Origin of the sequence: Algoriphagus sp. NF (assembly GCF_028823735.1) — a bacterium.
Lineage (GTDB): Bacteria > Bacteroidota > Bacteroidia > Cytophagales > Cyclobacteriaceae > Algoriphagus > Algoriphagus marincola.
Map to the genome: position 1 here is coordinate 24,262 of NZ_JAPEIB010000016.1, position 26,511 is coordinate 50,772.

Genomic DNA, 26,511 nt, shown 5'->3' on the forward strand with positions numbered 1-26,511 from the left:
TAGGAGCTTTTTATATCTAACTAATTCAAATCATGCTTCGAAAATTTACACTTTACCTGTCCTTATTTTGGCTAAGCAGCACAAGTCTATTTGGCCAAAAATCAAATTTTGAGCAAACTGACCGTTTCTTTGACTCATTGGACTTTTATGATAAGTACATGGGAACTGTTTTGATTTCAAAAAACGGGGAGCCCATCTATCAAAAGGCAATAGGCTATGCGGACTTGGAAAAGCAGCAAAAATTAACTCCCTCAACCAAATTTAATATCGGGTCAATTTCTAAAATGTTCACCTCAGTTTTGATTTTTCAGGCTGTGGAAGAGGGAAATCTTACATTAGATCAAAAACTGGCAGATTTTTATCCTTCAGTACCCAATGCCGATGCTATCACCATTGACCAGCTTCTGAGGCATCGAAGCGGAATTGCCAATTTTACCAATAGCCCTCTTTATTTGACCTATTACACCAAGCCAAAGACTGAGGATGAAATGGTAAAGATCATTTCAGAAGGCGGCAGTATTTTTACTCCTGACTCCAAGGCAGAATACTCAAATTCCAATTATGTCTTGCTGACATTCATTTTGGAAGAAACCTACGGAAAGTCCTTTCAAGAACTTTTGGAAGAAAGAATTACAGGCCCGCTAAAGCTAGAACACACACAAATATTTGATGAGATCAAGCCTGAGGAAAATGAAGCAAGATCTTATTCGTTCAAGGACAATTGGACACTGGAGGCAGAAACGGACCCAAGTATTCCACTTGGCGCTGGAGCCATACAGTCCACAGTAGCGGATCTCGCGGCTTTTATCGAAAAGCTTTTTGCTGGTGAGCTGATTTCACAAGAGAGTCTGGACAAAATGACTGAACTTCAAGATGGCTTCGGCCGAGGTGTTTTTTCTTTTCCGTATTACGAGCGAAAAGCACTTGGACACAATGGTGGAATTGATGGATTCCAGTCTCTTTTGGCGCATTTTCCAGAAGAAAAGCTGACCCTAGTTACCCTTTCGAATGGGGTAAACTTTAACACCAATGATATCACCTTAGCACTCTTGGACTCTTATTTTGGAAAAGAGATCAAATTCCCTTCATTTCAAAGCTACGCGGTGAGTCCAGAGCAGCTCGAGTCTTATCTAGGGGAATATACCTCTGAACAGCTTCCGCTTAAATTCAACTTTACCAAGGAAGGAAAAACCCTGATAGTACAAGCTACTGGACAGCCAGCCATCCCTTTAGAGCCAACAGCCGAGCATACCTTCGAATTTCGGCAAGTCGGAGCAATCTTTATTTTCGATCCTAATACGGGCGCACTTACTTTCAAACAAGGAGGCGGTACCTTTGCCTATCAAAAACAGTAAGAATGTTCAAAGCCGGTTAATCCCGGCTTTTTTGATCTCCACCTTATTGATTTGAAAAAAGTCCTCCTCAACGTCCGGATTTGGCAATACATTAAACCAAAGATTTCCATCTCGGCTGACAAAGACATTCCCCAATCTATCGGGCGTCTCAATATCTAGTAATTTCTCACCCTCCAAAGAAAGAACCTGAAGCCGGGGCTTGTACTTTTCACCTACCCTTGTATTGAAAACCTGCCATTGCTCCTGAGACTGAATCGACTGATACTCCTCTCGATCAAGGTCTTCATAGCCGGTCGTATAGTTGATTAGCAAGTAATCTCCCACAATTGTCAGCTTGCTGATCATCCCATAGCTTGGATCAAAAGAAATAGCTCGAGGATCTGCTTTTTGAGGGTCTTCACCGGGATTCACCTGAAAATCGGTCAACTCCAATGGCATTCGCTTTAATTTTTTGTAAGGTTCTTCCAGTTCATACACATTCAAATAAGGATCACCGCCAGATATCACAAATAATTCATTATCTCTGATATCAAAGGTGGCTGAGAGCGTCGTCGGTTCATGTGAGCGATTATTTTGAAAAATACTAGCAGAATCCAAACCCAGGAACTGCTCCATTCTTCCAGACTGCGGATCAACCCAAACGAGTTGCTGAAAAGTATCATAAAACTCCGGTTGGGTTTTATTATACTCCGTTCGCGGTAAAAGACCTGTCAGGAGCAACTGATCACCGACCTGTTTGATCTCCCGAATAGCATCCATCCTACCCGAAAAGCCTTTAATCTCGTCTTTTGGAATCTTGGCGCTTCGCAGGAGATTTCCTTCCAAATCATATTCAAAGACCCCATACATGGAAACTAGCTGAATTCGATTCTGATCCAAAAATCTACCCGCTGCCATTGGAAAGGATCCAAATCCATCTGGAGAATCACGGTCTTTCGAGAATTGCCCTAGGATATTACCTTGTAAGTCAGTGCTGACAAAGCTTCTTTTCTGCAAATCAAAAAACAATGCACGATCCATATCAGGCTGGATATCCATAAAGGATAAAACGCCTACATAATGTATGCGAACTGAATCAGTAACTTCCAATTCCAAATTGATCGGTTCGGAGGCATCTTCAGTCTCCGTGCCTTGACAGGCAAAAAATGCAGCAATTACGAGTAATAGTGGATAGCTTTGTCGAATCATAATCTTTGGTTTTGACCTAAATAAATTGATAAAATATTAGAATTCAAAATGAAACTTTTCGATATCCATACCCATCGATTGAATATTCCGAATAGCATATTCAATGCAGAAAGGGATATCAACTCCTTATCTCCCAATCAATACTTTTCTATTGGTCTTCACCCTTGGTATTTATATGACAAGTGGGAGGAAAAATGGTCGGAATTCAGAAATTATGTGAGCAATCAAAACTGCTTAGCAATAGGCGAAGCAGGTTTTGACCGGCTCCGAGGACCGGAACTTTCCATTCAAAAAGCTGCATTGGAAGAGCAGGCAAATACTGCAAAAACAGAAGGGATACCCTTGATTTTACACTGCGTCAAAGGGCATGACTTACTTTTGGAATATTTAAAAAATACAAACTCGCATCCCGAGATCATCTGGCATGGATGGAACCTAAAAACCCATCTTGCAGAGCAACTATTGCCATTCTCTATAAACTTCTCCTTTGGAGAGAAAATCCTAGACTCCAAATCCAATGCTTCCCAATGGCTTAAAAACTGTCCAAAAGAGCGGATTTTTCTTGAAACCGATAATTCGGAGAAAGAAATTGATCAAATTTATCAAGCAGCTTCTTTAATTTTGGGCCTTTCTGTCGAAGACTTGGAGCGGCAGGTCATACAAAATTGGAATCGAATATCAAGTAAGAAATTAAAATGAGTGACTTTGCTTGGCTGAGCAGAACAGAACTAATCACTGGTCGAGAAGGGCTTGAAAAACTAGCTCAAAAACATGTCCTCGTGGTAGGACTGGGAGGTGTGGGGTCCTTTGCAGCGGAATTTATCGCCCGCTCCGGCGTAGGCGAAATGACCATCATCGATGGAGATAGTGTAGACATCAGCAATGTGAATCGTCAACTGCCGGCAACCCAAAAAAATCTAGGGCAATCCAAAGCCGAATGGATGGAGGAGAGGCTACTTTCCATCAATCCCAAACTAAAAATCCATACCATACGGGAATTTTTAGAGCCCAAACCCATGACTAGCCTTTTGGAGGAAAATGACTTTGACTATGTGGTTGATTGCATCGATAGTTTCACTCCAAAGCTTCACTTGATCGAAGGGGCATATCGTAGAGGCTTTCCTTTGGTAAGCTCAATGGGCGCAGGTGGCAAAGTAGATCCCACCAAAATCCGGGTGGTGGATATCTCCAAAACACACGAATGTAAACTGGCTCGTCTAATCCGAAAGCGATTGAAAAAAAGAAAGATTTACGATGGCTTTAAGGCAGTGTATTCAACAGAAAAGGTCATCAAAGAGAGTCTGATGATGACCGATGGAAGCAACTTCAAAAAGTCAGCCTATGGCACCATGTCTTTTTTACCTGCTGCCTTTGGTTGCTCCTGCGCTGCCACGGTCGTCAATGACCTCCTTGCATCCTAATCTTCAAAATGGTACAAGAAGATCAAAACTCCGGCGAAAGCCGGTTTTCTTTGGTCTTTAATCTCCAATTTCACCTCCACTTCGGCCTTCACCGTACCTCGAAGGTTGGCTACATTTCTGAGTTTTGCGTGGAGCCGCACCTCGCTATCTACGGTGACAGCTTGTGCAAAGCGTAAATTTTCGATCCCATAATTGATCATCATCTTCAGATTAGTCACCTGTACGATCTGCTCCCAAAGATGAGGTACAATACTCAGTGTCAAATAGCCGTGAGCAATGGTATTGCCGAAGGCTCCTTCTACTTTAGCTCGCTCAGGATCTGTATGAATCCATTGATGATCGTGAGTTGCATCGGCAAAAAGATTGATTTGGTTTTGGGTGATGGTAAAATACTCGGAGGTTCCTATTTCTTGTCCATTGTATTTTTCGAAGTCCTCAAAGCTTCTGATGATTACGGGTTTCATGCTGCAATTTTTCTATTTAAGCCTCCAAGTAGCTTAGATATTTTTTGAAAAGCAAGGAAAAATATCTTGCTCTATGCATAGTTTTAAGTATGAAATGCATGTTTTGTAGTCTGAAAAATTTTTTCGTTTGAAATCTGTTAAAACCCGTTGCTTTTAAAAATTTAATATATATTTTTCGAGCAAGTTTTACCCAGTTTTGAATTTATGACTCTTACGATTCTCGCCATTTTGGCAGGGTTATTTACCGCTCATCTTGATTCTTTACCTTCGAAAGAAGCACCCATTTATTCCCATTTAACTCATACTAAGGAGATTGTGATCGACGAGGACTTTGGCTATACGCTAAAAACTCAAAAAACTGTGACGGTCCTCAGTCCTGAAGGATTGGCCCATGCTTCTGTTGGAATTTTTTATGATAAGCTCGTCCAGATTAAAAATTTCAGCTTGGAGATAATTGATCCCCAGAATGGAAAAACAATCCAAAAAGCCAAAATGAAGGATTTGTCGGATGCAGAATTATTTGATGGGTTTTCGGTTTTTGCTGACAACAGGCAGAAATACTATCAGGTGAATTCTTCCATCTTTCCCATCGAAGTTCATATAGAAACGGAAGTCTATCATCAATCCAATTTTAGCTTTCAGCCTTGGATTCCCGTGGAGCGGGCATTCCAAAAATTGGAGGAGGCAGAATTAAAAATAAGCTACCCGGAATCCATTGGAATCAGATTCAAAGAGCAGCATCTTTCTGGAAATAGACAGGAGGAAACACTTCCAGACGGGAGGATTCAACTGACCTGGAAAGAGTCCGAACTCCCTGTTCAAGATCTCAGCATCAAAGAGGAGGATGATCATCGACTGTATATCGCACCGAAGGAATTCAAACTGGATAACTTTCGAGGATCCATGACTGATTGGTCTGAATTGGGACTTTGGAAATACAAGCTGAACGAAGGACGGGATATTTTGCCTGAGGAGTTTAAAGCAAAAATCCTTGAATTAGTCGAGGGCATAGAGGATCCCTATGAGAAAATTGCCGTTTTATACGATTATCTACAGAAGAACTTCCGCTATGTCAGTATCCAATTGGGAATTGGAGGCTGGCAGACCATGACTGCCACGGATGCAGTCAAATATTCCTACGGAGACTGCAAAGGACTCAGCAATCTGATGAAAGCCATGCTAGAGACTGCAGGGATTCCAGCCTATTATACACTGGTCTATGCCGGTGAGGGTGAGTCAGATATTCATACTGATTTGCCATCCAACCAATTCAATCATGTGATTTTGCGTGCCGAGGTGGATGAGCAGCCAGTTTGGTTGGAGTGTACTTCCAATAGCCTTCCAGCCGGATATCTGGGCTCATTTACCAATGATAGACATGTGTTGGTCGTCACTCCTACTGGCGGATATTTGGCAAAGACTCCGGGCTATCAGGAAGATCATTGGAATCGAGTAGAAAATGAATTTCATATCAGCTTGGATGATCGCGGAGATGCTCAAATGACCATGAAGCAGCATCTGGAGGGAAATCCAGCTTACACAGCTACCAGTCTTTCCAGACAACTAGACTCCAGACAGCAGCGGGATTATTTCAATAAGTACTCTGCGATTTCAGGTTTGATTATTCAGGATTACGAGCTAAATCCTGATCACCTTGATTCCCTTCCGATTGCTGATAGAGAAGTTAAGGGCATCATCCAAAAATTTGCCCAAACCACAGCCAAACGATTATTACTCAAGCCATTTTTCACCAAAATCAAATTAGAAGAAATCGGCTTCAAAAACTTTGATCTATCTGAATCTTATACCATAGACCTTCCTTCAGGAGTTGGTTCAGAATTCAGTTTGATGCCCCTGGAGATTAAGGAAGAGGAATACAGTATTCTAATCGAAAACCGTCTGGAAAACAATCAATTGATCGTCTCCAGAAAAATCAAGGTGTCGCTTTCGGATTCTCAGGATGAAGAGGCCAAAAAACTTATAGTCAGCAAAATCAACTCGGTAGGAAATGGAGCCTACCATTTTACCAAACCCAGCCTAAGTCAACAATAGTATGAAGAAGATTCTATTCTTACTCTTTCTCTCCGGATTGCATATTACCAGCTATGCTCAAAAGGAGAAATTTGGAAAATACAATGCCAATGAAATGGCCTACTCGGAGGTGGACTTCGAGCCAGATGCGGACGCTGTCATGTTGTTCGAAGAGGGAGTTTCCAAATTTTACGGGGATGTTTTTGAGACTTCTTACCATTTCAGAATGAAGATTCTTAAAGAATCTGGCATTTCCCGTGGCGATGTCACCATTCCATTCTATTCAGGGGATAATAGAACTGAGGAAATTAGCAGTGTGAAAGCCCTGATCACCAATTTTGAAGGAGGGCAAGCTCAAACGATTAAAGTGGAGAAAGACCAGATTTTTGAAGTAGAAGTCGCGAATGGTTGGAAGGAAGTCAGGATCACTTTTCCCAATGTCAAAGTCGGCTCTATCATCGAATACACTTATAAAAAGACCGACAAAAACATTACCATGCTCGATGGTTGGACCTTTCAAAATGATATTCCAACTATCATGTCTACTTACAGCATCACGATGATTCCCCAGTTGGAATATAAAATGATCGGTCAAGGGGAGAAGTATAATACGACCTCTGAAAAAACAGCAAGCAATGGCACCTATAGCTGGACTCTGAGAAAGCTGAATTCACTAAAGGCAGAGCCATACATGAAAAACTTTGCCGACTACAGAGAGCGCGTTGAATTCCAGCTTTCCCGCTATCAAAAAACTTTGACAGAATGGGAAGATGTCCTCCAAAATTGGGTAGTCCTCGGAAATGAAGTTTTGAAGGATTATGACGAAAAAGGCTATTTCAGGACTGCACCACTGGATAAAGCCACAGTAGGAGCAGACTTTGAAGGAAGTACGGAACTGGAGAAAGCCCAGAAAGCCTATTACTACATCCAGGAAAACTTCCAAATCAATGAGGAAAGAGGCTTCTTCCCCGATCAATGGATCAATCAACTGATGAAATCAAAAATCGGATCTCCTTTGGAGTTGGATCTGGCCTTAATGGGAATTCTGACTTCACTGGGTATCGAGTGTCATCCGATCTTGGTAGGATCAAAGGGAAGTGGTCGAAGTGACTTGGTGCCTTTTCCTTTTATCAATCAGTTTAACAGTATGGTCTTACTGGCTAAGTTGGACGGGAATGAGTACTTATTGGATTTAGAAGACCCGATTGCTCCCTTTGGCTATGTAGACTTGGACAAACATGTCAAGGCAGGATTACTCCTGATCAAGGACAACAGTCAATTGGTTCCCATATCTATTCCGCATAATTCTAACTCAATCTTTATCTCTCAGTTGAAATTTGATGAGGCGAATAATCTGATGGTAGAAGGCAATCTACGGCAGTCCTATTATGAAGGGCTGGTCACTGCCCAGCGATCTCATGATTTGGAGAAAAGCAATAGACCTCTCCATGAGCTATTTACTTTGGATCCCAACTGGGAAGTGGTTGATTTTGAAGTGGAAGACAAGATGAAGGAAAGTAATTACACCACCACAAATTACAAGCTTCGGATTCCCGGTCCAGAATCTGATAATTTGGACTTGATCATGCTCTCTCCATTCAAGATTGCTACTTTCTCAAAAAATCCATTCACTCAGGATTTCCGGATCTTTCCGGTAGACTTTGGCTTTGCATTTTCAGAGACCTACACAGCCTTGGTAGAAATCCCTTCCGGCTATGAGTTAGATGATTACCCCTTGAAGGAATCCATTACCATGGAAAATGGAGAAGTTGTCTTTCAATACAATCCGACCATAATGAATGATAAGGTTCAGATTTCTGCCAAAGTAGAAATCAGAAAACCCAAGATCGATGTACGGCAATACGGAAACTTAAAGTACTTTATGGAATCTATTGCTACCAAGATGAATGCACCAATTGTTTTCAAAAAAGTCGTAGATCCTTGAATTTCAAGTTTAGACTTGTCACCCTTTTCCTTGTATTGAATTGGGCAGGTCATGCACAGAGTCTTTTTGGGGAGTACAGTGAGTTTGAGGAGGAATTGGATTCAGTCTTTTTCCAGCCAGAAGCTCAGGTGGTATGTCTTTTTGAAACTGGCCAAACTTATCCCTTGATCAAGGAGGGCGAAGGCTGGGTAATTGGACTGGTGACTGAGTACCACTTCCGATATAAAATCCTGGGTGATAACCCGGATAATTTTGGTAATATCACCATCCCTTTTTTAATGGCTGGTGAAATGAAAATCGAACAAATTCTCGATCTCAAAGCCACTGTCAGCTACTTGGATGGAGAAGAAAGAAAAAGGCTAGATTTGGGGGAGGAGCATATTTTTAGATTAGATCATGAAAATGGCTGGTCAGATTATCGTATTGTCTTTCCCCAGGTGAAAAAAGGATCTATCCTAGAGTGGAAATATGCGAAGGTGGATCGGGAATATTACCTCCTAGAAGGATGGGAGTTTCAAGGAAGCTACCCAAGAATCAAATCTCAGTATACCTTTAAGGTACCTGATTATCTCCGGTATCAACTTGTCACCCAGGGTACTCCTGTCCGAGAAAACCTTCAAATCTCCCCTTCCAAGGATAATTTTTTCTGGCAGTTGGAAAATGTCCCTGCCTTTCAGATGGAGCCCTACATCAGTAATCCTTTGGATTATGTGTATCGGGTGGAAGGTTTTTTATTTCAGGACGGAACGCAGTTTCAGCCTATTGTATATTCAACATGGGAGGAATTGGGCACCCAAATTCAATCTATTCCAGCTTTTGAGTCCTATTTTAAAGGCAATTCAATGAAAAAGCTTGGAATCAAAGATGTGCTCTATGGCACTGATAATTTTCAAACGGCTGAGAATATTTATCGATTTGTCAAGGACAAATTTAAAGTAGAACCTAGCGTGTATCCACTTCCCTCTCAAGATGCCAAATCTTTGGTCAAAAAGGGAATTGGAAATCATTTGGATATCCATTTGACTTTACTCAATCTACTCCAGGGACATGGCCTTTCCTCAGATTTGGTTTTGATCAATCAAAAGGGTGAAAATAGAACTGACTTGATTCCCAGTCCTTTCTTAAATCAGTTTTCCAATTCACTCATCCGCTTGGAAATCAAAGACTCCACCATATGGCTTGATGCCACAGACCCCTATTTGACTTTTGGGATAATCCCTCCCAAAAAACTGGTCCCTCAGGGATTTCTTATTCGAAATGATGAGTCCAAGCTGGTCCCGATTGACCTCCAACATCAATCTGGCTCAAGTCTGGAATTCAGTTTGGAAAAAGACTCTTTAGGAAATTGGGCTTACCGCATTGATTCCAAACTGGAAGGCCTTAGTGTCTTGAGCCTGAGAGATCAACTTGCAAACCCTAGTCCTGAATTAGAAGATCTAGAAGATGAATACTATGATATCAGTTTGGAAGATCGGTTTCAAGAAGAAAAGTTTATTATCTCACGGGCAAAAAAACCTGCATTTAAAGCCGATGAGGAATTAGTCATTCTGACACCATTTAAAGAATCCATATTCTATGAAAATCCATTTCTTGAGCCTAGGAGGGTTTATCCGATTGATTTTGATTATCCATTCTATCAACGGTTTCAATTTGAAATGGAAGTGCCCGAAGGGTTTGAATTGGACGAATTCCCTCCTTCTGTGAAGTTTGCAACTTCCAATCAGGAATTGACCTATGAATTGGACTCCGAGGTAAACGAAGGGTCAATCCGTTTAATTGGAATATTAAAAATTAACGTGAAAAAATTCTCACCCCGTGCCTATACAGATTTAAAATCCTTTGCTGAAAAAGTATCCGAAAGCGTGCAGTTTCCGGTAATATTGAAAAAGAAGACAGATTAAGCTCGACGCTATAAAAGCAAGGAAAATTCGGTAATTTTCGAAAATCTATGGGCAACTACATTCACGGATATTTGACAGGAGAGCAAGATAGATTGCTGGAACAGGCTGGCATGCTGGCTCCTTTGATTTATCCTTGGGTCGACTTAGCAGGGAGGAATAAAGTTCTGGAAGTGGGTTCAGGTGTAGGCGCTCAGACTAAGGTACTTTTGGAGCTTTATCCCGAGATAAATCTAACCTGCATAGAGCTTGAAGCCTCTCAAATCGAAAAGGCTCAGGTTAACCTTCAAAGTTACCCGTCCTCACAGGTTCGGTTCATTCAACAGGATGCGCAAAACCTTGCCCTGGAAGAAAAATATGATGGCGCCTTTATTTGCTGGGTTTTGGAGCATGTCTCCGAACCTCAACTTGTTATAGATTCAGTTTTTGATCATTTATCGCCTAGAGGGATTGTGTACATCACAGAAGTCTTCAATTCCAGTTTTCACTATTTTCCACAATGCGACGGTTTAGCAGCTTATTATAATGCCTTCAACGAATTGCAAAAAGAGAATGGAGGAAACCCAGACATAGGGCTTCAATTGGGAAACCTGCTTAAGAAATCAGGATTTGAGAACATAGAGCTGAAACCAGGTGGACTCCACCTCGATCAGAGCCAGCCTGACCTACTGAAACAAATGGTCGAATATTGGAAAAAACTGATGAAAAGTGCAGCGGAAGAATTGATCCTTTCGGGAAAGATCGATCAAGCCACTGTGAAAGCTATGGAAGCCGATTTGGATCAACTAGCTCAGCATCCTGAGGCAGTATTTTTTTATCAATTCATTCAGGCCAAGGCCTTCAAGCCATGATCAGGTTTTTGAAGCGAGTAGGTAGATTTTTGCTGAAGTTAGCTCTTGGATTTTTTGCCTTGTCTATCCTTTCGGTATTTCTTTTCAAGTTTGTACCTGTACCGGTGACTCCCCTGATGCTCATCCGAACCTTTGAGCAAGCCACTGATGAAAAGCAATCTATCAAGCTGAGTAAAGATTGGGTTCCGGCTTCTGAAATTTCCAAGCATGCATTTCAGGCCGTCTATGCAGCGGAAGATCAAAATTTCCTTGAGCACCATGGATTCGACTGGAAAGCTATGGAGAAAGCTTGGGAACAAAACAAAAAAGGAAAGCGAATCAAAGGGGCAAGTACCATCTCTCAGCAAACTGCAAAGAATGTCTTTCTTTGGCCAGCACGAACCTATCTCCGGAAAGGTTTGGAAGCTTATTTTACTGTTTTAATAGAATTGATTTGGGGAAAAGAACGGACTCTTGAAGTCTATCTGAATGTGATAGAAATGGGTCCGGGTATTTATGGAATCGAAGCTGCCGCTCAGACCTATTATGGAAAACCAGCCTCAGAACTCAACAGAGCCGAAGCAGCCATGATCGCAGCAATTCTTCCCAACCCAAGAAAATGGTCACCAAAAAATCCAACCACCTACCTTAAAGGCCGGCAATCCTGGATCCTAAAACAAATGGGTAACCTCAACCAACTACCTGTAGGAAAATAAAAGCCACTAAAAATTGTACTTTGTAAAGTTAATTTACTTTTTACATAGTTAAAATATTATTCGAAAAAAGGAAAGGATAACAAAATCGAAATTAAATTTGTTTTGAATTTTTATTTTGGCCCATTTCAGAATATTAAGGGAAGGTTAAGCTTAGGAAACACTTAGGTAAAAATCGTCCATTTCTGGCTAGAATCAGGCATTGAAAAAGTCAAGAATTTTTTATCCACATTTACGTTAATTTATCCACAGTTTTCAACATTATCAGTTCATTAATCTGATTATCAATAAATTAGATGATTATAAATTCGCTGAATTTTGTGGATAATAATAGCTAACTGAAATTTTTTATAGAAATCCACATCGAAAAAAGTGGATAAATTCAAAATCCAAATTTTATTCTAAAAAGGAATTAATCGTGCTTTTTAAAGATCAATTTTTTCCGGTAAGAATTGAATATACGAGACTTAGAAACAAAGCCCAAATAGCGTCCATCCTCAACTACGGGGAGATTCCATGCACCAGACTTTTCAAACTTATCCATGGCCTTTTGCATATTTTCATTAGAAAGTAGGATTTCAGGAGGACTGTGCATCAGACTCTTTACCTCTACTGTAGTTTGCTTCTCTGAGTCAAACATGATATCCCGAATGTCATCTAGCGTGACAATCCCTCGAAGCTGTTGGTTTTCGTCTACCACAGGAAAAATATTTCGCTTGGATTGTTTTACTAGATTGATCAGGTCCTTCAACTTGGCATTTGGATGAATCGGCAATAAATCCCGCTCAATCACCTGAAGAATTGTAATCATGTCGAGAAGTTGCTGATCAGTTGTCTCCGGGAGGTGACGACCCTTTTCTTTGAGCTGCTGCGTATATAAGCTGTCCTTTTGGTAGTATGTTTTTGTCGAAAATGAAATAGCTGATACAAACATAAGCGGGACAAAAAGCTCATATCCACCGGTGATTTCAGCTATCAAGAATATCGCCGAAAGCGGAGCATGCTGTACTCCCGCCATCACTCCGCACATGGCTACGAGGGTAAAATGAGCCAAGGGAAGGGGAATATGAAAGCCGAGCATATTTTTGCCGTAGGCAAACAAAAAACCTAAAATACCCCCCACATATAACGAAGGCGCAAAAATACCCCCTGCCCCTCCTGCACTCAAAGTAAGGGCTGATGCTACCGGCTTGATCAATATGACAAACGCTAAGAAAAAAAGAATTAGATAGGGATTTTGAATGGCCGAGAAAAAAGGAGAGCGATCAAGTAACTGATCCGAATTTCCTTCAATCAATAAATTCAATGTGTCATATCCTTCTCCATAAATAGGCGGGAAAAAGAATAAAATAAATCCAAGCAATGCTCCCCCATAAAGAATTCGGATCAATTGGCTTTCTAAGCCTTCCATGATCTTTTCGGTCTTCATGACCGCACTGGAAAAATAAAGTGAAATAATCCCACACAAAATCCCCAAAACCAAATAATAGGGCATATGAGAGGCCAAGAAGGTACCTTGAAGGTCAAATTTGAATAATTGATCTCTTCCTATTAAAACCATGGAAGTAAGGGACCCCATCACAGAAGCTATCAATAGCGGAATAAAGCTAGCCGTACTGATTTCCATCAAGATTACCTCAATCGCGAAAATCACCGCGCCGATTGGTGCCCCGAATATGGCCGATATAGCTCCAGCGGCACCACATCCAATCAGTAGGGTTCTTTTCTTTGAATTAAGATGCATCGACACCCCGATATTGGATCCAATGGCAGAGCCAGTGACTAGCATGGGTGCCTCCAAACCCACAGATCCACCAAAGCCAACTGTCAGAGCCGAAGTAATGACCCGACTATAGGTTTTAATCCGTGGAATCAAGCTATGCTTTTTGGAAATGGTAAAAAGTACATCCGGTATACCATGTCCCCCAAAGTCTTTGAAAATGTACTTGCTCAGCAGGTAGGCTGCCGAAATTCCAATGATAGGATATAAAATGTACAGGAAGTTGGCATACTCGACATAAAAATCCTCTGTGAGGAAAACTTGAATAAAATGAACCGCTTTCTTGAGTATCACTGCCGCCAACCCAGACAGGATTCCGATTACACCACTGAGGATCAAAATAAAATTTTGATTGCTCATGTGCCGGAGCCGCCAGATCAAAAGTCGCGCTATGAAATCATTTTTAGCCAAAGTGCTGAATAAGTGGATATACTGACAAAGTAAAAAACCTAGAACTCAAAGGAAAAAGAAAGGCTCAGAGATTTGAGCCTTTTTGATCGATATTTTTCAGACTGTTTAAAATCAGTTCAGCGACATCCAGGAAAAAACCCTTATCCTTCTGCCGAACCTCATCACTTGGCTGATGGTAGTCCTCATGATCTTCCACCCCAAAATACAGGTGTGGTACTTTTTTCTCAAAGAAAGCCCCATGATCTGAGGACCTCGTCCAATCATCCGATCCTGTACCGGGGATATCATGCCCAAACATCAACTTAGCATTATTGCCTATGGCTGACTCTTCCAAAATTTCTTTGTATTCAGGATAATAATGAGTCCCCGAGACATATATTTCATTTTTATCATTTCGGGAAATCATATCCATATTGACATTCAATAAAACCTGCTCCAGTTCAAATGGAAAATCCTGTACCAAAGCTCTTGCTCCCTGCAGGCCCTTTTCTTCTGCATCTAAGGCCGCAAAAAGCATGGAATGCTGCGGAGGGTTCTCGGAGAAATAACGCGCCATCTCTATTAAGGCTGCCGTACCGGAAGCGTTATCATCTGAGCCATTGTAAATAGAATCACCTTGAGCATTTGGTCTCCCTATGCCGACATGATCAAAGTGAGCAGTCACCACAATGATTTTTTTACTTTCGGTCCCAGGTACGAAAGCCACCACATTATATCCTTCTATAGACTTTTGACTGCGTCTGTCCGTGAATCGAAACTCTTGTATAAAATCCGGATACTGCGAGTCCAATCCCATCTCCTCAAATTGGGCTACGATATAGTCTCTAGCCAGTAAGTTTTCTTTTGTGCCAGATTCTCTTCCCTTCATTTCGTCAGAAGCAAGGTATTCTAAATGCTTCCAAAGTCTATCTCCATCGAGTGATTGAGAAAAAGAATTTTGAGCCGAAAATAAGGCGGCAATAATTAGGAATACTTTAAAGTGATGACGCATAGGCTGGCGAATTTTTCGTTATTTAATGGCGAAATTAAAAAGGAAGTAGCCCAGAAACGCGAATAAATGAAATATTTCTTTGGTCTTTTTGTCTTTTTTTGGCTGACCCAATCGGTAATCGCCCAAAGCGGCCTACCAGAAAGCTTTTTTAATGGAAAGTCAGTAGTACTGGTTTCAGCCGATCCGGCTGCAAGACCGGTAATGGACTGGCAGGTAGTCGCCGACAGCGTCCACCAATATTTGGTAGAGGCAGGTGCAGATCCGGTTGCATACTATGAATTGGAGCAGGTAGTTCTTTCGGAGGAAGTTCGTTCCGCTTATGCCAAAGCCTTTGAGCAGCGAATGATCAAAAACATCATTTTGGTTACCCGGCAAAAAAACCAAAGCAGTGTCCACACGGGTGAGTTTACAGGCGATGCTCAAATGATCTCCTCCACGGCTTTATTTGGCACATCAGGAAGCAAACTTCAAGAGGCTGGTTTAGTTTTCGCAGAGGCAGGAAAATCAAGACCTTCCAAAAACCTTCTGGTAATTGATGTTGCCGAATTTCCTGAAATGGCCGGAATGGAAAGCAACAATGCTCAGGCAGCCGCTAAATTTCTACCTAGAAATCCCCTTAACCTAGAAGTATTCAAACTAGGGATACCCCTGGAAGGCAGTAGTGCTGCGACAGGGTTTTTGAGCTTTTTCCGATATGATCTTTACGGAAAATCGCCCGAAGCCGTCCTAGCCGAGCAAGCGGCCCAAAAAAATCAATTGGAATCCATTCTAGAATCGGTTTACCCACATGAGTACGTTTGGCTGACAGAATCTAAAACCGATCAAGAACTAATCAGGGATCGGGTTCAATTCTTGTTGGTGAGGGTAGAAGGGCGTGAAGCCGACCTGAAAAAAAGCATGGGATTAGAAGCAAATCAAGAAACGCAGACCCAAACAGTAGTCAAATATTACATCAAGCTCATCGTAAGAGATGAACTCTATATCGGACCCGAATGGGATGCAGATGAAGACTGGCGGGTAGCCTTGAGAAGCTTCTTGGAGAATCTAAAAAAATAAACCTCCCCGAAGGGAGGCTTGGTTGCTTTGAGAAATTTAGGGTGATTAAAGCAACTTTTACATCTTATACCAATGTATTCATTCCGTAAACCAATAAACTATAAGAATAAAGAAGTGAAAAAAATGTGAAAGTTCCTATTCACACAAAAATTTTTTTTACTAAAATTGACTTTTTCAAAATTTTTATAGAATAAATCCTATTAATAGAGATTTTTTTGGAGAAAGGGAATTAGAGCTAAAAGCACAGCTTGCTGATAATATTCAGTTCGATTTAGCTTTCCTTTAGTCAAAATGCCCACCGAACCTCCTTTTTGTTTGGAATTATCTTCGGAAAAGACCTCATCGTCTGCCTGACCTAGTTCCATTCCTCCTTTGACTAATTCCGCCACCTTTTCAGGCAAATAGAAAGTACTCGTCTTTGCCTGCCCTTCTTTACCGTTTTTATCCAATACCCATACCCAGGCAAAAGCAAAAAGTCCTCTTGCATCTTCCTCTACGCCGCCTTCTACCCCTACCCAATAATCTGCTTCAGGGAATGCTGCTTTAGCGGATTTGGCTCTATTCTGAGCTCCCAAGAGAGTCTCTTCTGCACCAAAGGGCTGATCTGAAACTCCCGAAGGAACATTGACCCCGGTAATGTGAAAGGAACGATCAAATGCCAAGGTAAAGGCATCCTCTGTACTTTGCAGCTTGACGGGATTGAGGCTCCCGACAATAATCAATTCTTTGGCCTGTTGGGTGAAATTCTCTCTTTTAGGTAGCTTCATTTGCAAAAAAGCCTAAGCTTAACGCTTAGGCCATATTTGTATAGACATTGTTTACATCATCATCTTCTTCCAGCTTATCGATCAGCTTATTGATGATTTCCTCTTGCTCCTCATTGAGCTCCACCAAGGTGGTAGGAAAGCGCTGAAAATCTGCTGAGATAACCTCAATTCCTTTTTCTTCCAAAGCCTTTTGCATCGTACCAAAGTCACCAAACTCTGTATAGACGAAAAGCTCTCCCTCATTTTCATCAATGTCGGTTAAGCCAAAATCGATTAATTCTAACTCCAACTCCTCCATGTCCCAATCTCCCTGTTCAAAACGGAAAACCGCTTTGTGATCAAACATAAAGCTTACTGAACCAGAAGTACCCAAAGAGCCTCCGAATTTGGTGAAGTATGATCGGACGTTGGCAACAGTACGGTTGGTATTGTCAGTAGAAGTTTCCACGATCACAGCTATACCATGTGGACCGTATCCTTCATACACAATCTCTTCGTAGTCCTTTTCATCTTTATTGGTAGCCCGCTTAATTGCCGCTTCGATGCGGTCTTTGGGCATCTGGGCACCCTTAGCGTTCTGAATGATGGTCCGTAGCTTGGCATTGCTATCGGGATCAGGTCCCCCTGCTTTTACTGCCATGACGATTTCTTTACCTAGTTTGGTAAAAACCTTGGACATTTTTGCCCATCGCTTAAATTTTCGCTCTTTTCTGAATTCAAATGCTCTTCCCATGGATTTGCTTGATTTGGGCCAAAAATAGCAAATCTTTTCTTTTTGTGGGCAGGAAAATCAGATCAAGCGAATACAGTAAATTTTATAGCAAAAACTCGGTCCAAGCTCTTCTTTTCTCGTAAAAAGAAACAAAAACCCATGCAAGCACTCCAGGACTCTCCCCTACCCAATATTCCGGTTTCCCAAAATCCAAAAGTCGTCATCATCGGTGCTGGATTTGCTGGCCTGAAGCTGGCCCGAAGTCTCAACAAAAAGAAGTTTCAGGTAATCCTTTTGGATAAAAACAATTACCATCAGTTTCAGCCGCTATTTTATCAGGTAGCAACTGCTGGCTTGGAGCCAAGCGCGATTAGTTTCCCACTTAGAAAGATTTTTCACCACTCCAAAAATGTCATCTTCCGCATGGCTGAAGTCCATGAAGTCGATTCCGAAAAAAAGCGGGTCATTACCAATCTCGGCTTTCTGGAATATGATTATTTGGTTTTGGCTATGGGTGCAGACAGCAATTTTTTTGGAAATAAATCCATAGAAGCCTATTCGTCACCGATGAAAACGGTCTCGGAGGCTTTGTACATACGAAACAAGATTATCTCCAACTATGAGCGGGCTATCAATATCGAAAAACCAGAAAATAGACGCTCACTCATGAACGTAGTAATAGTCGGTGGAGGTCCTACCGGAGTGGAGCTTGCAGGTGCAGTAGCCGAACTTAGAAATAATGTGCTTCCAATAGACTACCCCGAATTGAGCTTCAAAAACATGAAAGTAGTCCTGATAGAGGCAGGAGAAAACCTATTGGGTCCCATGTCTCCGGAAGCTAGACAGAAAGCAAAGGATTACTTGGAAAAGCTCGGCGTAGAAGTGCGACTAAAGACTCTTGTAAAAGACTATGACGGGAAATCAGTGAGATTGGGAAATGATGAAACAATTGAGACAGAAACGCTGCTTTGGGCAGCGGGGATTAAACCTAATAAGATTAAGGGGCTTCACGAGGAAATCTACGCCAAGAATGGAAGGATCTATGTAAACGAATACTCTGAAATTACTGGAATGAAAGGAGTATTTGCGCTTGGAGACATCAGCCTTTTGCAGGAAGAAGAATATCCGAGTGGACATCCTCAGGTAGCACAGGTGGCTTTGCAGCAAGCAGCACAGCTTGCAAAAAACCTTCCCAAAATTGAACGGGGAGAAAAGCCTTCTCCCTTCCACTACAGAGATCTGGGCTCAATGGCTACAGTAGGTCGTAAACTCGCAGTAGTGGATTTGCCTTTCGTCAAGTTTCAGGGATTGCTGGCTTGGCTCACTTGGTTATTTGTGCATTTGATGGCGATTTTAGGGGTCAAAAACAGGCTATTCATCTTTTTGGACTGGTCTTGGAACTACCTCAGCTTTGATCCAAGTCTTCGCTTATTGATCAAGCCCAAGTATGTCAGAGAATCCGAACGGGCTGAATTGATTGAGCAAAAGTGAATAAATGTTAAACTCAAGTTTAACTCCTAGGCCGAATAAACCTTGGAAATTTTTTGGAGTCAAATAGCCAAACAAACCACAAAAAGATGAAAAAGCTATTAGTCAGTATCGCAATGATTTTCTTGGTTTCTCTTGGTGCATTTGCCCAGCAACAGCGCCGAGGAGAGAGACCAGACCCGGAAGCAAGGGCCAAAATGATGACCGATCGAATGGCCGAAGAACTCGGGCTGAATGAAGAACAGAAAGCCAAGATTCTAGAAATCAATTTAGCAAATGCTCAAAAAAGAAAGGCGGCAATGGAATCTCAAAGAGCTGATCGCGAAGCTCTAAAAGAAGAAATGAAAAAACAGGATGAGCAAATCAAAGAAGTTCTCACAGAAGAGCAAAGGAAGAAATGGGAAGAGTTAAAAGAAACTCGAAGAAGTCGAGGACCAAAAGGAGGTCAGATTGAAGACCGAGAGGAGTTTAGAAAGCGTCGAGGAGGCAATCTCTAGAACAAAAAACCACCTTATTCCAGGTGGTTTTTTTGCATTTTTCTAAGTTAAATTGTTCTATTCAGTGCTTTATCATCTTATATTTAGGATATTGAATTCCTTAATCTCATTTTCTATTTCGATGAAAAGCTCAATTAGAATAGGTTGTATCTCTCTGCTACTCGCCTTTGTCTTTGCATGCGGAGGGAATGAAACGCCTGAACCCAACCCAACTCAAGGCACAATAAGTGGCTCGGTCTTTCTTTATGATGAAAGCTCCAATCGAGTGTCACCTGAGGGGATGAGGATAGTTCTTGAACAGACATCTTCCACGGAGCTATCCTCCTCAACCAATTCTGAGGGGAAATTCTCGTTTGAAAATATTCCTTTTGGGACCGTGAATCTGCGATTTGAAAAAGAGGAGTATGGGACTTTTAGAATCAACAACTTCTCCCACCAATCACTTTCTACTCCAATTACCAATATTCCTTCTTTAGGTAAAAAATCATCCACTCAGATTACAGAATTGGAGATTGTTCCGGGAATCAACTCTTTCACAGCTAGAGTTTCCACTAGCCCAGCTGGAAATTCCTCGAATAGGCGATATATCCGCTTTTTCTTTTCTGCGGACAACGATGTTTCCAATGAAAACTATCAAGCATTTTCACCGATTTTTATTTCTCAAGAAAACCCATTCGAGAGGACTTTCAGTCGAAACGAACTCAATGAATGGGGATTCAATCCTGAAGGAAATTTCTACGTTCGGGCATACGGTGAATCCTTCTGGTCAAATAATTATGATGATCCAAGCACTGGCAAAACCATTTTCCCCAATCTAAATCCAACTACTGTAGCTGCAGAAATGGTATCCGGATTTTAATCCGAACAAACAAAAAAACCGCCCAAACGGGCGGTTGCTTGCTTTAAAGATTCAAATTTGAATCTGAACCTATTCAATTCCAGCAATCTCATCCTCCACATGGAAGAAAGACTCGTCTTTTTGAGGAAGAGATGATTCTCCCATCAGGAATTCATCCACTTTCACAGCAGCCTCTCTTCCCTCTGAAATTGCCCAGACTACTAAAGACTGACCTCTTCGCATATCTCCAGCTAGAAATACCTTTGAGTTGCTGCTTTGGTAATTCTTGGATTTTGGAAGGGTATTTTCCATGGTATCTACTCCAAAAGCTTCCAAGAGACCATTTTGTGCAGGACCGGTATAACCAATAGCCAAGAATGCCAAATCACATGGAACCACTCTCTCTGTTCCGGCTATTTCTTCAAAGGTCATTTTACCATCTTTCTCCATCCATTCGATATCCACTAACTTCAGACCGGTGACTTCCCCGTCCTCATTTCCAATAAACTCCTTGGTAAGGATGGAGAAAATTCGCTCCGCTCCTTCCTCATGGGAGCTGGAAGTCTTCAAAGTCATCGGCCATTCCGGCCAAGGATTAAGAACGGTTCGCTGTTTGGGTGGCTTGGGAAGCAATTCCAACTGTGTGATTGAAGCGGCTCCATGCCTGTTGGACGTACCGATACAATCACTTCCTGTATCTCCACCACCAATGACCAGAACATGCTTTCCTTTTGCAGAAATTGGGTTTTGCTGGATTTCTCCTCCGATTACCTGATTCTGTTTTCCAAGAAATTCCATCGCAAAGTGGACTCCTTTTAGGTCAGATCCTTTGATATTCAGTGCACGCGGCTGTTGAGCCCCCGTAGCAATCAAAACTGCATCAAAATTTCGGAGAATATTTTCTGCCTTGATATTGAATCCGACATCGGTATTGCAAATGAAAATCACACCTTCCTGCTTCATCAAATCGATGCGGCGATCGATTACCCACTTTTCAAGTTTGAAATCCGGGATCCCATATCGGAGCAATCCTCCCGGCTTTGCATCCTTTTCAAAAACAGTAACCTCATGCCCCGCTTGGTTAAGCTGATCGGCTGCTGCCAGTCCCGCCGGTCCCGAGCCAATCACCGCCACTTGCTTTCCAGTTCGAGTTTGAGGAGGATTAGGCTGAATCAACCCTAATTCATAAGCCTTTTCGGCAATATTCTTCTCGATTAACTCGATGGCAACTGGGTCCTTATTGATCCCCAAAACACAACTTGCTTCACATGGAGCAGGGCAGATTCTCCCTGTAAACTCAGGAAAATTATTCGTGCTTTTCAAAATTTGAATTGCCTGCTCCCATTCTTGATTGTAAACCGCGTCATTAAACTCCGGAATTACATTTCCCAGCGGACAGCCCTGATGACAAAAGGGAATACCGCAATCCATACAGCGTGCTGCTTGATGATTGAGCTTTTCCTCAGGAAAGTCCTCATAGATTTCTTTATAATCTCCAACCCGCTCTTTGGGGTCTCTACTGATTGGCAGCTCTCGCTGAAATTGTAAAAATCCTTCTTTCGCTCCCATCTTATGCCAATGTTTTTGATTGTTCTTTTGCTCTTTTTTCCAATACCGCCTTGTAATCCCTCGGAATTACCTTAATAAATTTCAGGCTTTGCTTTTCCCAATCGTCTAGAAATACTTGACCAAGCTGACTACCAGTAAGCTTCACATGCTTTCTCAAGAACGATTGGATGGTCTCTAGATCCTCTTTGATAAGCGGATCTACATCCACTAATTCAGGGTTGATTTCTGTGATAAAATCTTGAAGTATGTAGGCGATTCCTCCACTCATTCCTGCAGCAAAATTCCGTCCTACCTCGCCAAGGTTAATCATCAGTCCACCGGTCATATATTCACAACCATGATCACCGATTCCTTCCACGACGGTCTTTACTCCGGAATTTCTCACGCAGAAGCGCTCCCCTCCCTTTCCATTGATAAATGCCTCCCCAGAAGTCGCTCCATAAAAAGCCACATTACCGATGATGATATTTTCCTCTGGTTTGAATCGGGCATTTCTGCTTGGATAGACTGTCAATCTTCCTCCGGAAAGTCCTTTTCCAAAATAGTCATTAGCCTCTCCTTCTAATTCAAAGCTGACGCCTTTGGTCAAAAAACCTCCAAATGTCTGTCCTGCGGATCCGGTAAATTTGATCTGAATCGTATCATCCGGTAAACCGGGACTGCCATAGATTTTAGAAATTTCGTTGGAAAGCATCGCTCCCACGGCACGATCTGTATTTTTGATTTGAAATGCCCCAGTGACAGGGATCCCCTGCTCCAGAGAAGGTTTTGCAGCTTCAATTAGCTTGGTATCCAATACTTCGGACAAGTCCCAATCCTGATCGATTTGCTTGTGAATACCTACATGATCGGGCACCTCCACTTTGTGGAAAATCGGTGACAAATCCACCTTATCCCACTTCCAATGATTCAGATGTCCGGTAGACTGAAGGACATGACTTTGACCAACCATTTCATCCACCGTGGCAAAGCCCAAAGAGGCCATGATTTCCCGAAGGTCCTGGACTAGGAAGTGGAAATAATTCACCACATGATCAGGATCCCCGGTAAATAGCTTTCTCAACTCCGGGTTTTGTGTAGCAATTCCAACAGGACAAGTGTTCAGGTGACACTTTCGCATCATGATACAGCCCTCGACCACCAAAGCAGCGGTAGAAATGCCCCACTCTTCTGCACCAAGCAAAGTAGCAATTGCCAAATCTCTTCCTGTACGGACCTGACCATCAGTCTGCAATACAACTCGGCTACGAAGATTATTTTTCACCAAGGTTTGATGAGCTTCAGAAAGCCCAAGTTCCCAAGGTAGGCCCGCATGTCGAATGGATGAAAGTGGCGATGCACCCGTACCTCCATCAGCTCCAGAGATCAAAATGACATCTGCCATTGCTTTTGCTACTCCCGCAGCGACGGTACCGACACCGGCCTGGGAAACCAATTTCACATTAATTCGAGCCTTTCGATTGGCATTTTTCAAATCATAGATCAACTGAGCCAAATCTTCAATCGAATAAATGTCATGATGTGGTGGCGGGGAAATCAATCCAACACCAGGAGTCGAATGGCGCACTCTTCCGATCCAATCATCTACTTTATGCCCCGGAAGTTGACCTCCTTCACCTGGCTTGGCTCCTTGGGCCATTTTAATTTGTAATTCGTCTGCGTTTGCCAGATAGTTACTCGTCACTCCAAAACGACCTGAGGCCACCTGCTTGATAGCAGATCGTTCCCAATCACCATTTTCTTTACGCTCGAATCGAATTTCGTCTTCTCCTCCCTCACCCGAATTGCTTTTTGCACCAATCCGGTTCATGGCTATCGCCAAGGTGGTGTGAGCCTCATGGGAAATCGAACCAAAGGACATGGCTCCAGTAGCAAAGCGACGCAAAATGGACTCTGCAGGCTCCACTTCTTCGATCGGAATAGAAATTCGCTTCTTGAACTCAAAAAGCCCTCTTAAAGTCAGCGCATCCTTGCTTTGCTCATTGATTTTAGATGCAAATTTTTTGTAAAGACCGTAATCATTCAGTCTCGTAGACTTTTGAAGCAAATGGATCGTCTCAGGGTTGAATAAGTGTTTTTCTCCCTTTCGCTTCCATTGATATACCCCTCCTGTTTCCAAAATCGGGCTATTACTATGATAAGCTGCTCGATGACGAATCAAAACCTCCTCCGCAAGCTCATCAAAAGAAACTCCGGAAATTCGTGAAATAGTCCCTTTGAAACATCGATCAATCACCTCAGGCCCTAATCCAATCGCTTCGAAAATCTGAGCTCCTTGATAGGACTGAAGCGTAGAGATTCCCATTTTCGAAAGTACCTTTAGCAATCCTTTGCCAATGGCTTTTTGATAATTTGAGAAAAGCGCCTTTCGGTCTTTGATCTCAGGGAATTGTCCTTTCTCGTACATGGAAAGTAAAGATTCCAATGCCAGATATGGATTGATGGCCGAAGCACCATATCCAATCGCTGTCGCAAAGTGATGCGTCTCTCGAATATCACCTGACTCTAAGACCAATCCAGCCTTGGTCCGGATTTTCTTTTTCACCAAATGATGATGAACTGCTCCAATAGCCAATAAAGAAGGAATAGGAGCCCATTCTTCATCACTGTTTCGGTCAGAAATAATGAGAATATTTTTTTTCGCTGCAATGGCTTCTTCAGCTGCTTTGCAAAGGCTATCTAAGGCTTCTAGCAGTCTTCCTGGCTGATGATCTGCCTTAAAATGTGCAAACAGCTTCTCGGAACGATAGCCCTGAGATTCCATGTTTTGAATCTTCTCAAGAGACTCATTCAGCAGCACCGGTTGAGAAATATGGATCTGCCGGGTGTGCTGCGGACTTTCTTCCAAAATATTGTAACCTTCCCCAATTCTGGTGAAAAGAGACATCACCAATCGCTCTCTTATCGGATCAATCGGGGGATTACTAACCTGCGCAAAAAGCTGTTTGAAATAATTAGCGATATGCTGGCTCTGCTTGCTCAAAACCGCCAAAGGAGTATCTGCCCCCATCGATCCCAACGCTTCCTGTCCATTGCCTCCCATAGGAGCAAGGACCACTTTGAGTTCCTCGGAAGTGTACCCAAAGACTGTTTGGCATTTCTTGATGTTTTCAGTGGAGTATGGATGAGTCAAGACCTCCGGATCAGGCTCAAGACGCAGCTTAATTCGCTGTTCATTAACCCATTTTTCATAAGGCTGACTCTGACAGATTTCAGACTTAATGTCCTCATCAAATCTTACTTTTCCTTGTTTCAGGTCTGCCAAAATCATTTTCCCGGGACTGATTCTTCCCTTTTGAACAATGGTAGCTTCCCGGATAGGCAAAGCTCCAGCTTCGGAAGAAAGCACCAATCGCTCGTCTTTAGTAATGAAATAACGAAGTGGGCGAAGTCCATTTCGATCCAAGGTCGCACCTACATTTTCCCCATCGGTAAATAAGAGTGCTGCCGGACCATCCCAAGGCTCAACCAAGGAGGCATGAAACTTATAAAAAGCCTTTCGGTCTCTATCCATGACCTCATTGTCCTGCCAAGCTTCCGGCACGAGCATCATCATGGCATGGGAAATGGACCTCCCGGAGAGAGACAGCAACTCGACCATGGCATCCAAATTAGCTGAATCCGAATTCAACTTATTGGTGATCGGCATCAGCATCTGAAGCTCTTCATCCGAGAAGAACTTAGACTTCATCAGCGTCTCTTTGGACTTCATTTTATTCAGGTTTCCCCGAATGGTATTAATCTCTCCATTATGGGATAAGCATCTAAAGGGCTGTGCCAGACGCCAATTTGGGAAGGTATTGGTAGAAAACCTGGAGTGTACGATCGCAAAAGCGGATTCGATTTTACTATTCTGTAGATCCTTATAAAAAGGTAAAACTTGATCTGTACGAAGCTGCCCCTTATATATAAGTGTTTTGCTACTCAGCGAAGCAAAGTAAAAAGACTGGTTTACACCGGGAATATTCTGATTGATATGAGTAGTCGTATGGTTTCGTAAAACATATAATTTACGCTCCAAATCCAATCCCGTGAGTCCTTTTTTATGCTTGACAAAAAGCTGCTCAATATTTGGCATCACTTCCAAAGCGCCTGAACCCGGTACAGTTTCATCAACGGGTACAGGCCGGTAGCCTATCAACTCAAACCCAAGCTCATCGATGATGGCATTGAGCTGTGCTTTTGACTTCTGAAAAAGCTGCTTATTTCTGGGAAAAAAAGTCATCCCCACTCCATAAGAGCCTTTTTCGGGTAATTCTATTTCCGTCCTTGCTGTGATATCCTTCAAAAAATCGTGCGGGACTTGGATCAAAATCCCTGCTCCGTCTCCTGTTTTGGGATCTGAGCCTCTTCCTCCCCGGTGTTCCATATTGCTCAACATAAACAACGCATCACTGATCGTTTCATGCGTCGCTTGAGCTGTCAAATCCACCACCGCTCCGATACCACAGGAATCATGTTCCAGATCGGGACGGTACATTCCATTTTGCATATATTTTACGATTTAATAGGTTCAAAATTTTCGAAAAATTACTAAAAAATTTCCTTTTTTTAAAA

At 42.3% G+C, this 26,511-nt stretch carries 20 protein-coding genes; 12 read left to right on the forward strand and 8 right to left on the reverse strand.

What is annotated here, in order from left to right:
• The first annotated feature begins 32 nt into the window (after nucleotides 1–32).
• Complete coding sequence (locus tag OU792_RS09535; RefSeq protein ID WP_274670038.1) at nucleotides 33–1,355, forward strand: serine hydrolase domain-containing protein; 1,323 nt, start codon at nucleotides 33–35, stop codon at nucleotides 1,353–1,355.
• Nucleotides 1,356–1,361: 6 nt separating this feature from the next.
• Here OU792_RS09535 and OU792_RS09540 read toward each other — a convergent pair whose 3' ends face one another.
• Nucleotides 1,362–2,543, reverse strand: a complete 1,182-nt coding sequence (locus tag OU792_RS09540) for a hypothetical protein (protein WP_274670039.1) — start codon at nucleotides 2,541–2,543, stop codon at nucleotides 1,362–1,364.
• 48 nt (nucleotides 2,544–2,591) lie between these two features.
• Here OU792_RS09540 and OU792_RS09545 point away from each other — a divergent pair, with 48 nt between their 5' ends.
• Nucleotides 2,592–3,242, forward strand: a complete 651-nt coding sequence (locus OU792_RS09545; RefSeq protein WP_274670040.1) for a TatD family hydrolase — start codon at nucleotides 2,592–2,594, stop codon at nucleotides 3,240–3,242.
• The gene (locus OU792_RS09550; RefSeq protein WP_222584466.1) at nucleotides 3,239–3,964 is read left to right on the forward strand and encodes a tRNA threonylcarbamoyladenosine dehydratase; all 726 of its coding nucleotides are present in this window, start codon (nucleotides 3,239–3,241) and stop codon (nucleotides 3,962–3,964) included. The genes OU792_RS09545 and OU792_RS09550 overlap by 4 nt, the downstream gene beginning before the upstream one ends.
• On the opposite strand, the gene OU792_RS09555 is transcribed toward OU792_RS09550, so the two are convergent.
• Nucleotides 3,961–4,428 carry a MaoC family dehydratase gene (locus OU792_RS09555; RefSeq protein ID WP_100628487.1) on the reverse strand — a complete coding sequence of 156 codons (468 nt, stop codon included), beginning with the start codon at nucleotides 4,426–4,428 and terminating at the stop codon, nucleotides 3,961–3,963. The genes OU792_RS09550 and OU792_RS09555 overlap by 4 nt on opposite strands.
• A gap of 204 nt (nucleotides 4,429–4,632) precedes the next feature.
• Here OU792_RS09555 and OU792_RS09560 point away from each other — a divergent pair, with 204 nt between their 5' ends.
• Genes OU792_RS09560 through mtgA form a run of 5 tightly spaced genes read left to right on the forward strand, consistent with a single transcriptional unit; the run spans nucleotide 4,633 to nucleotide 11,848 of the window.
• On the forward strand, nucleotides 4,633–6,480 hold the full coding sequence (locus tag OU792_RS09560) for a DUF3857 domain-containing protein (protein ID WP_274670041.1): 1,848 nt from the start codon (nucleotides 4,633–4,635) through the stop codon (nucleotides 6,478–6,480).
• A gap of 1 nt (nucleotide 6,481) precedes the next feature.
• On the forward strand, nucleotides 6,482–8,404 hold the full coding sequence (locus OU792_RS09565; RefSeq protein WP_274670042.1) for a DUF3857 domain-containing protein: 1,923 nt from the start codon (nucleotides 6,482–6,484) through the stop codon (nucleotides 8,402–8,404).
• Nucleotides 8,401–10,305, forward strand: a complete 1,905-nt coding sequence (locus OU792_RS09570; RefSeq protein WP_274670043.1) for a DUF3857 domain-containing protein — start codon at nucleotides 8,401–8,403, stop codon at nucleotides 10,303–10,305. The genes OU792_RS09565 and OU792_RS09570 overlap by 4 nt, the downstream gene beginning before the upstream one ends.
• Nucleotides 10,306–10,352: 47 nt before the next feature.
• The gene (locus tag OU792_RS09575; protein WP_274670044.1) at nucleotides 10,353–11,153 is read left to right on the forward strand and encodes a class I SAM-dependent methyltransferase; all 801 of its coding nucleotides are present in this window, start codon (nucleotides 10,353–10,355) and stop codon (nucleotides 11,151–11,153) included.
• Nucleotides 11,150–11,848, forward strand: coding sequence for a monofunctional biosynthetic peptidoglycan transglycosylase (gene mtgA / locus OU792_RS09580; protein WP_446698887.1), 699 nt, complete (start codon nucleotides 11,150–11,152; stop codon nucleotides 11,846–11,848). The genes OU792_RS09575 and mtgA overlap by 4 nt, the downstream gene beginning before the upstream one ends.
• 409 nt (nucleotides 11,849–12,257) lie before the next feature.
• On the opposite strand, the gene OU792_RS09585 is transcribed toward mtgA, so the two are convergent.
• Nucleotides 12,258–13,985 (reverse strand): chloride channel protein, encoded by a 1,728-nt coding sequence (locus OU792_RS09585; protein WP_274670045.1) that lies wholly within the window; start codon nucleotides 13,983–13,985, stop codon nucleotides 12,258–12,260.
• A gap of 115 nt (nucleotides 13,986–14,100) precedes the next feature.
• Nucleotides 14,101–15,027 carry a M28 family peptidase gene (locus OU792_RS09590; protein WP_134200445.1) on the reverse strand — a complete coding sequence of 309 codons (927 nt, stop codon included), beginning with the start codon at nucleotides 15,025–15,027 and terminating at the stop codon, nucleotides 14,101–14,103.
• Nucleotides 15,028–15,093: 66 nt separating this feature from the next.
• Between OU792_RS09590 and OU792_RS09595 the strand changes: the two genes are divergently transcribed.
• Nucleotides 15,094–16,083 carry an NTPase gene (locus tag OU792_RS09595; RefSeq protein WP_134200443.1) on the forward strand — a complete coding sequence of 330 codons (990 nt, stop codon included), beginning with the start codon at nucleotides 15,094–15,096 and terminating at the stop codon, nucleotides 16,081–16,083.
• A 200-nt stretch (nucleotides 16,084–16,283) separates the two neighbouring features.
• Here OU792_RS09595 and yjjX read toward each other — a convergent pair whose 3' ends face one another.
• Both yjjX and OU792_RS09605 read right to left on the reverse strand, forming a co-directional pair.
• Nucleotides 16,284–16,850, reverse strand: a complete 567-nt coding sequence (gene yjjX / locus OU792_RS09600; protein WP_134200442.1) for an inosine/xanthosine triphosphatase — start codon at nucleotides 16,848–16,850, stop codon at nucleotides 16,284–16,286.
• Nucleotides 16,851–16,875: 25 nt separating this feature from the next.
• On the reverse strand, nucleotides 16,876–17,583 hold the full coding sequence (locus OU792_RS09605; protein WP_134200440.1) for a YebC/PmpR family DNA-binding transcriptional regulator: 708 nt from the start codon (nucleotides 17,581–17,583) through the stop codon (nucleotides 16,876–16,878).
• A 138-nt stretch (nucleotides 17,584–17,721) separates the two neighbouring features.
• Between OU792_RS09605 and OU792_RS09610 the strand changes: the two genes are divergently transcribed.
• From OU792_RS09610 to OU792_RS09620, 3 genes are all read left to right on the forward strand, one after another.
• On the forward strand, nucleotides 17,722–19,053 hold the full coding sequence (locus OU792_RS09610; RefSeq protein WP_134200438.1) for an NAD(P)/FAD-dependent oxidoreductase: 1,332 nt from the start codon (nucleotides 17,722–17,724) through the stop codon (nucleotides 19,051–19,053).
• A gap of 86 nt (nucleotides 19,054–19,139) precedes the next feature.
• Nucleotides 19,140–19,547, forward strand: a complete 408-nt coding sequence (locus OU792_RS09615) for a Spy/CpxP family protein refolding chaperone (protein ID WP_134200436.1) — start codon at nucleotides 19,140–19,142, stop codon at nucleotides 19,545–19,547.
• 121 nt (nucleotides 19,548–19,668) lie between these two features.
• Nucleotides 19,669–20,406 carry a carboxypeptidase regulatory-like domain-containing protein gene (locus OU792_RS09620; protein ID WP_134200434.1) on the forward strand — a complete coding sequence of 246 codons (738 nt, stop codon included), beginning with the start codon at nucleotides 19,669–19,671 and terminating at the stop codon, nucleotides 20,404–20,406.
• A gap of 69 nt (nucleotides 20,407–20,475) precedes the next feature.
• Here the strand turns inward: OU792_RS09620 and OU792_RS09625 are convergent, their stop codons facing one another.
• Both OU792_RS09625 and gltB read right to left on the reverse strand, forming a co-directional pair.
• Nucleotides 20,476–21,954: a glutamate synthase subunit beta gene (locus tag OU792_RS09625; protein WP_134200432.1), complete on the reverse strand. Its 1,479-nt coding sequence runs from the start codon at nucleotides 21,952–21,954 to the stop codon at nucleotides 20,476–20,478.
• Nucleotide 21,955: 1 nt separating this feature from the next.
• Nucleotides 21,956–26,446 (reverse strand): glutamate synthase large subunit, encoded by a 4,491-nt coding sequence (gene gltB, locus OU792_RS09630; protein ID WP_274670046.1) that lies wholly within the window; start codon nucleotides 26,444–26,446, stop codon nucleotides 21,956–21,958.
• Nucleotides 26,447–26,511 lie beyond the last annotated feature (65 nt).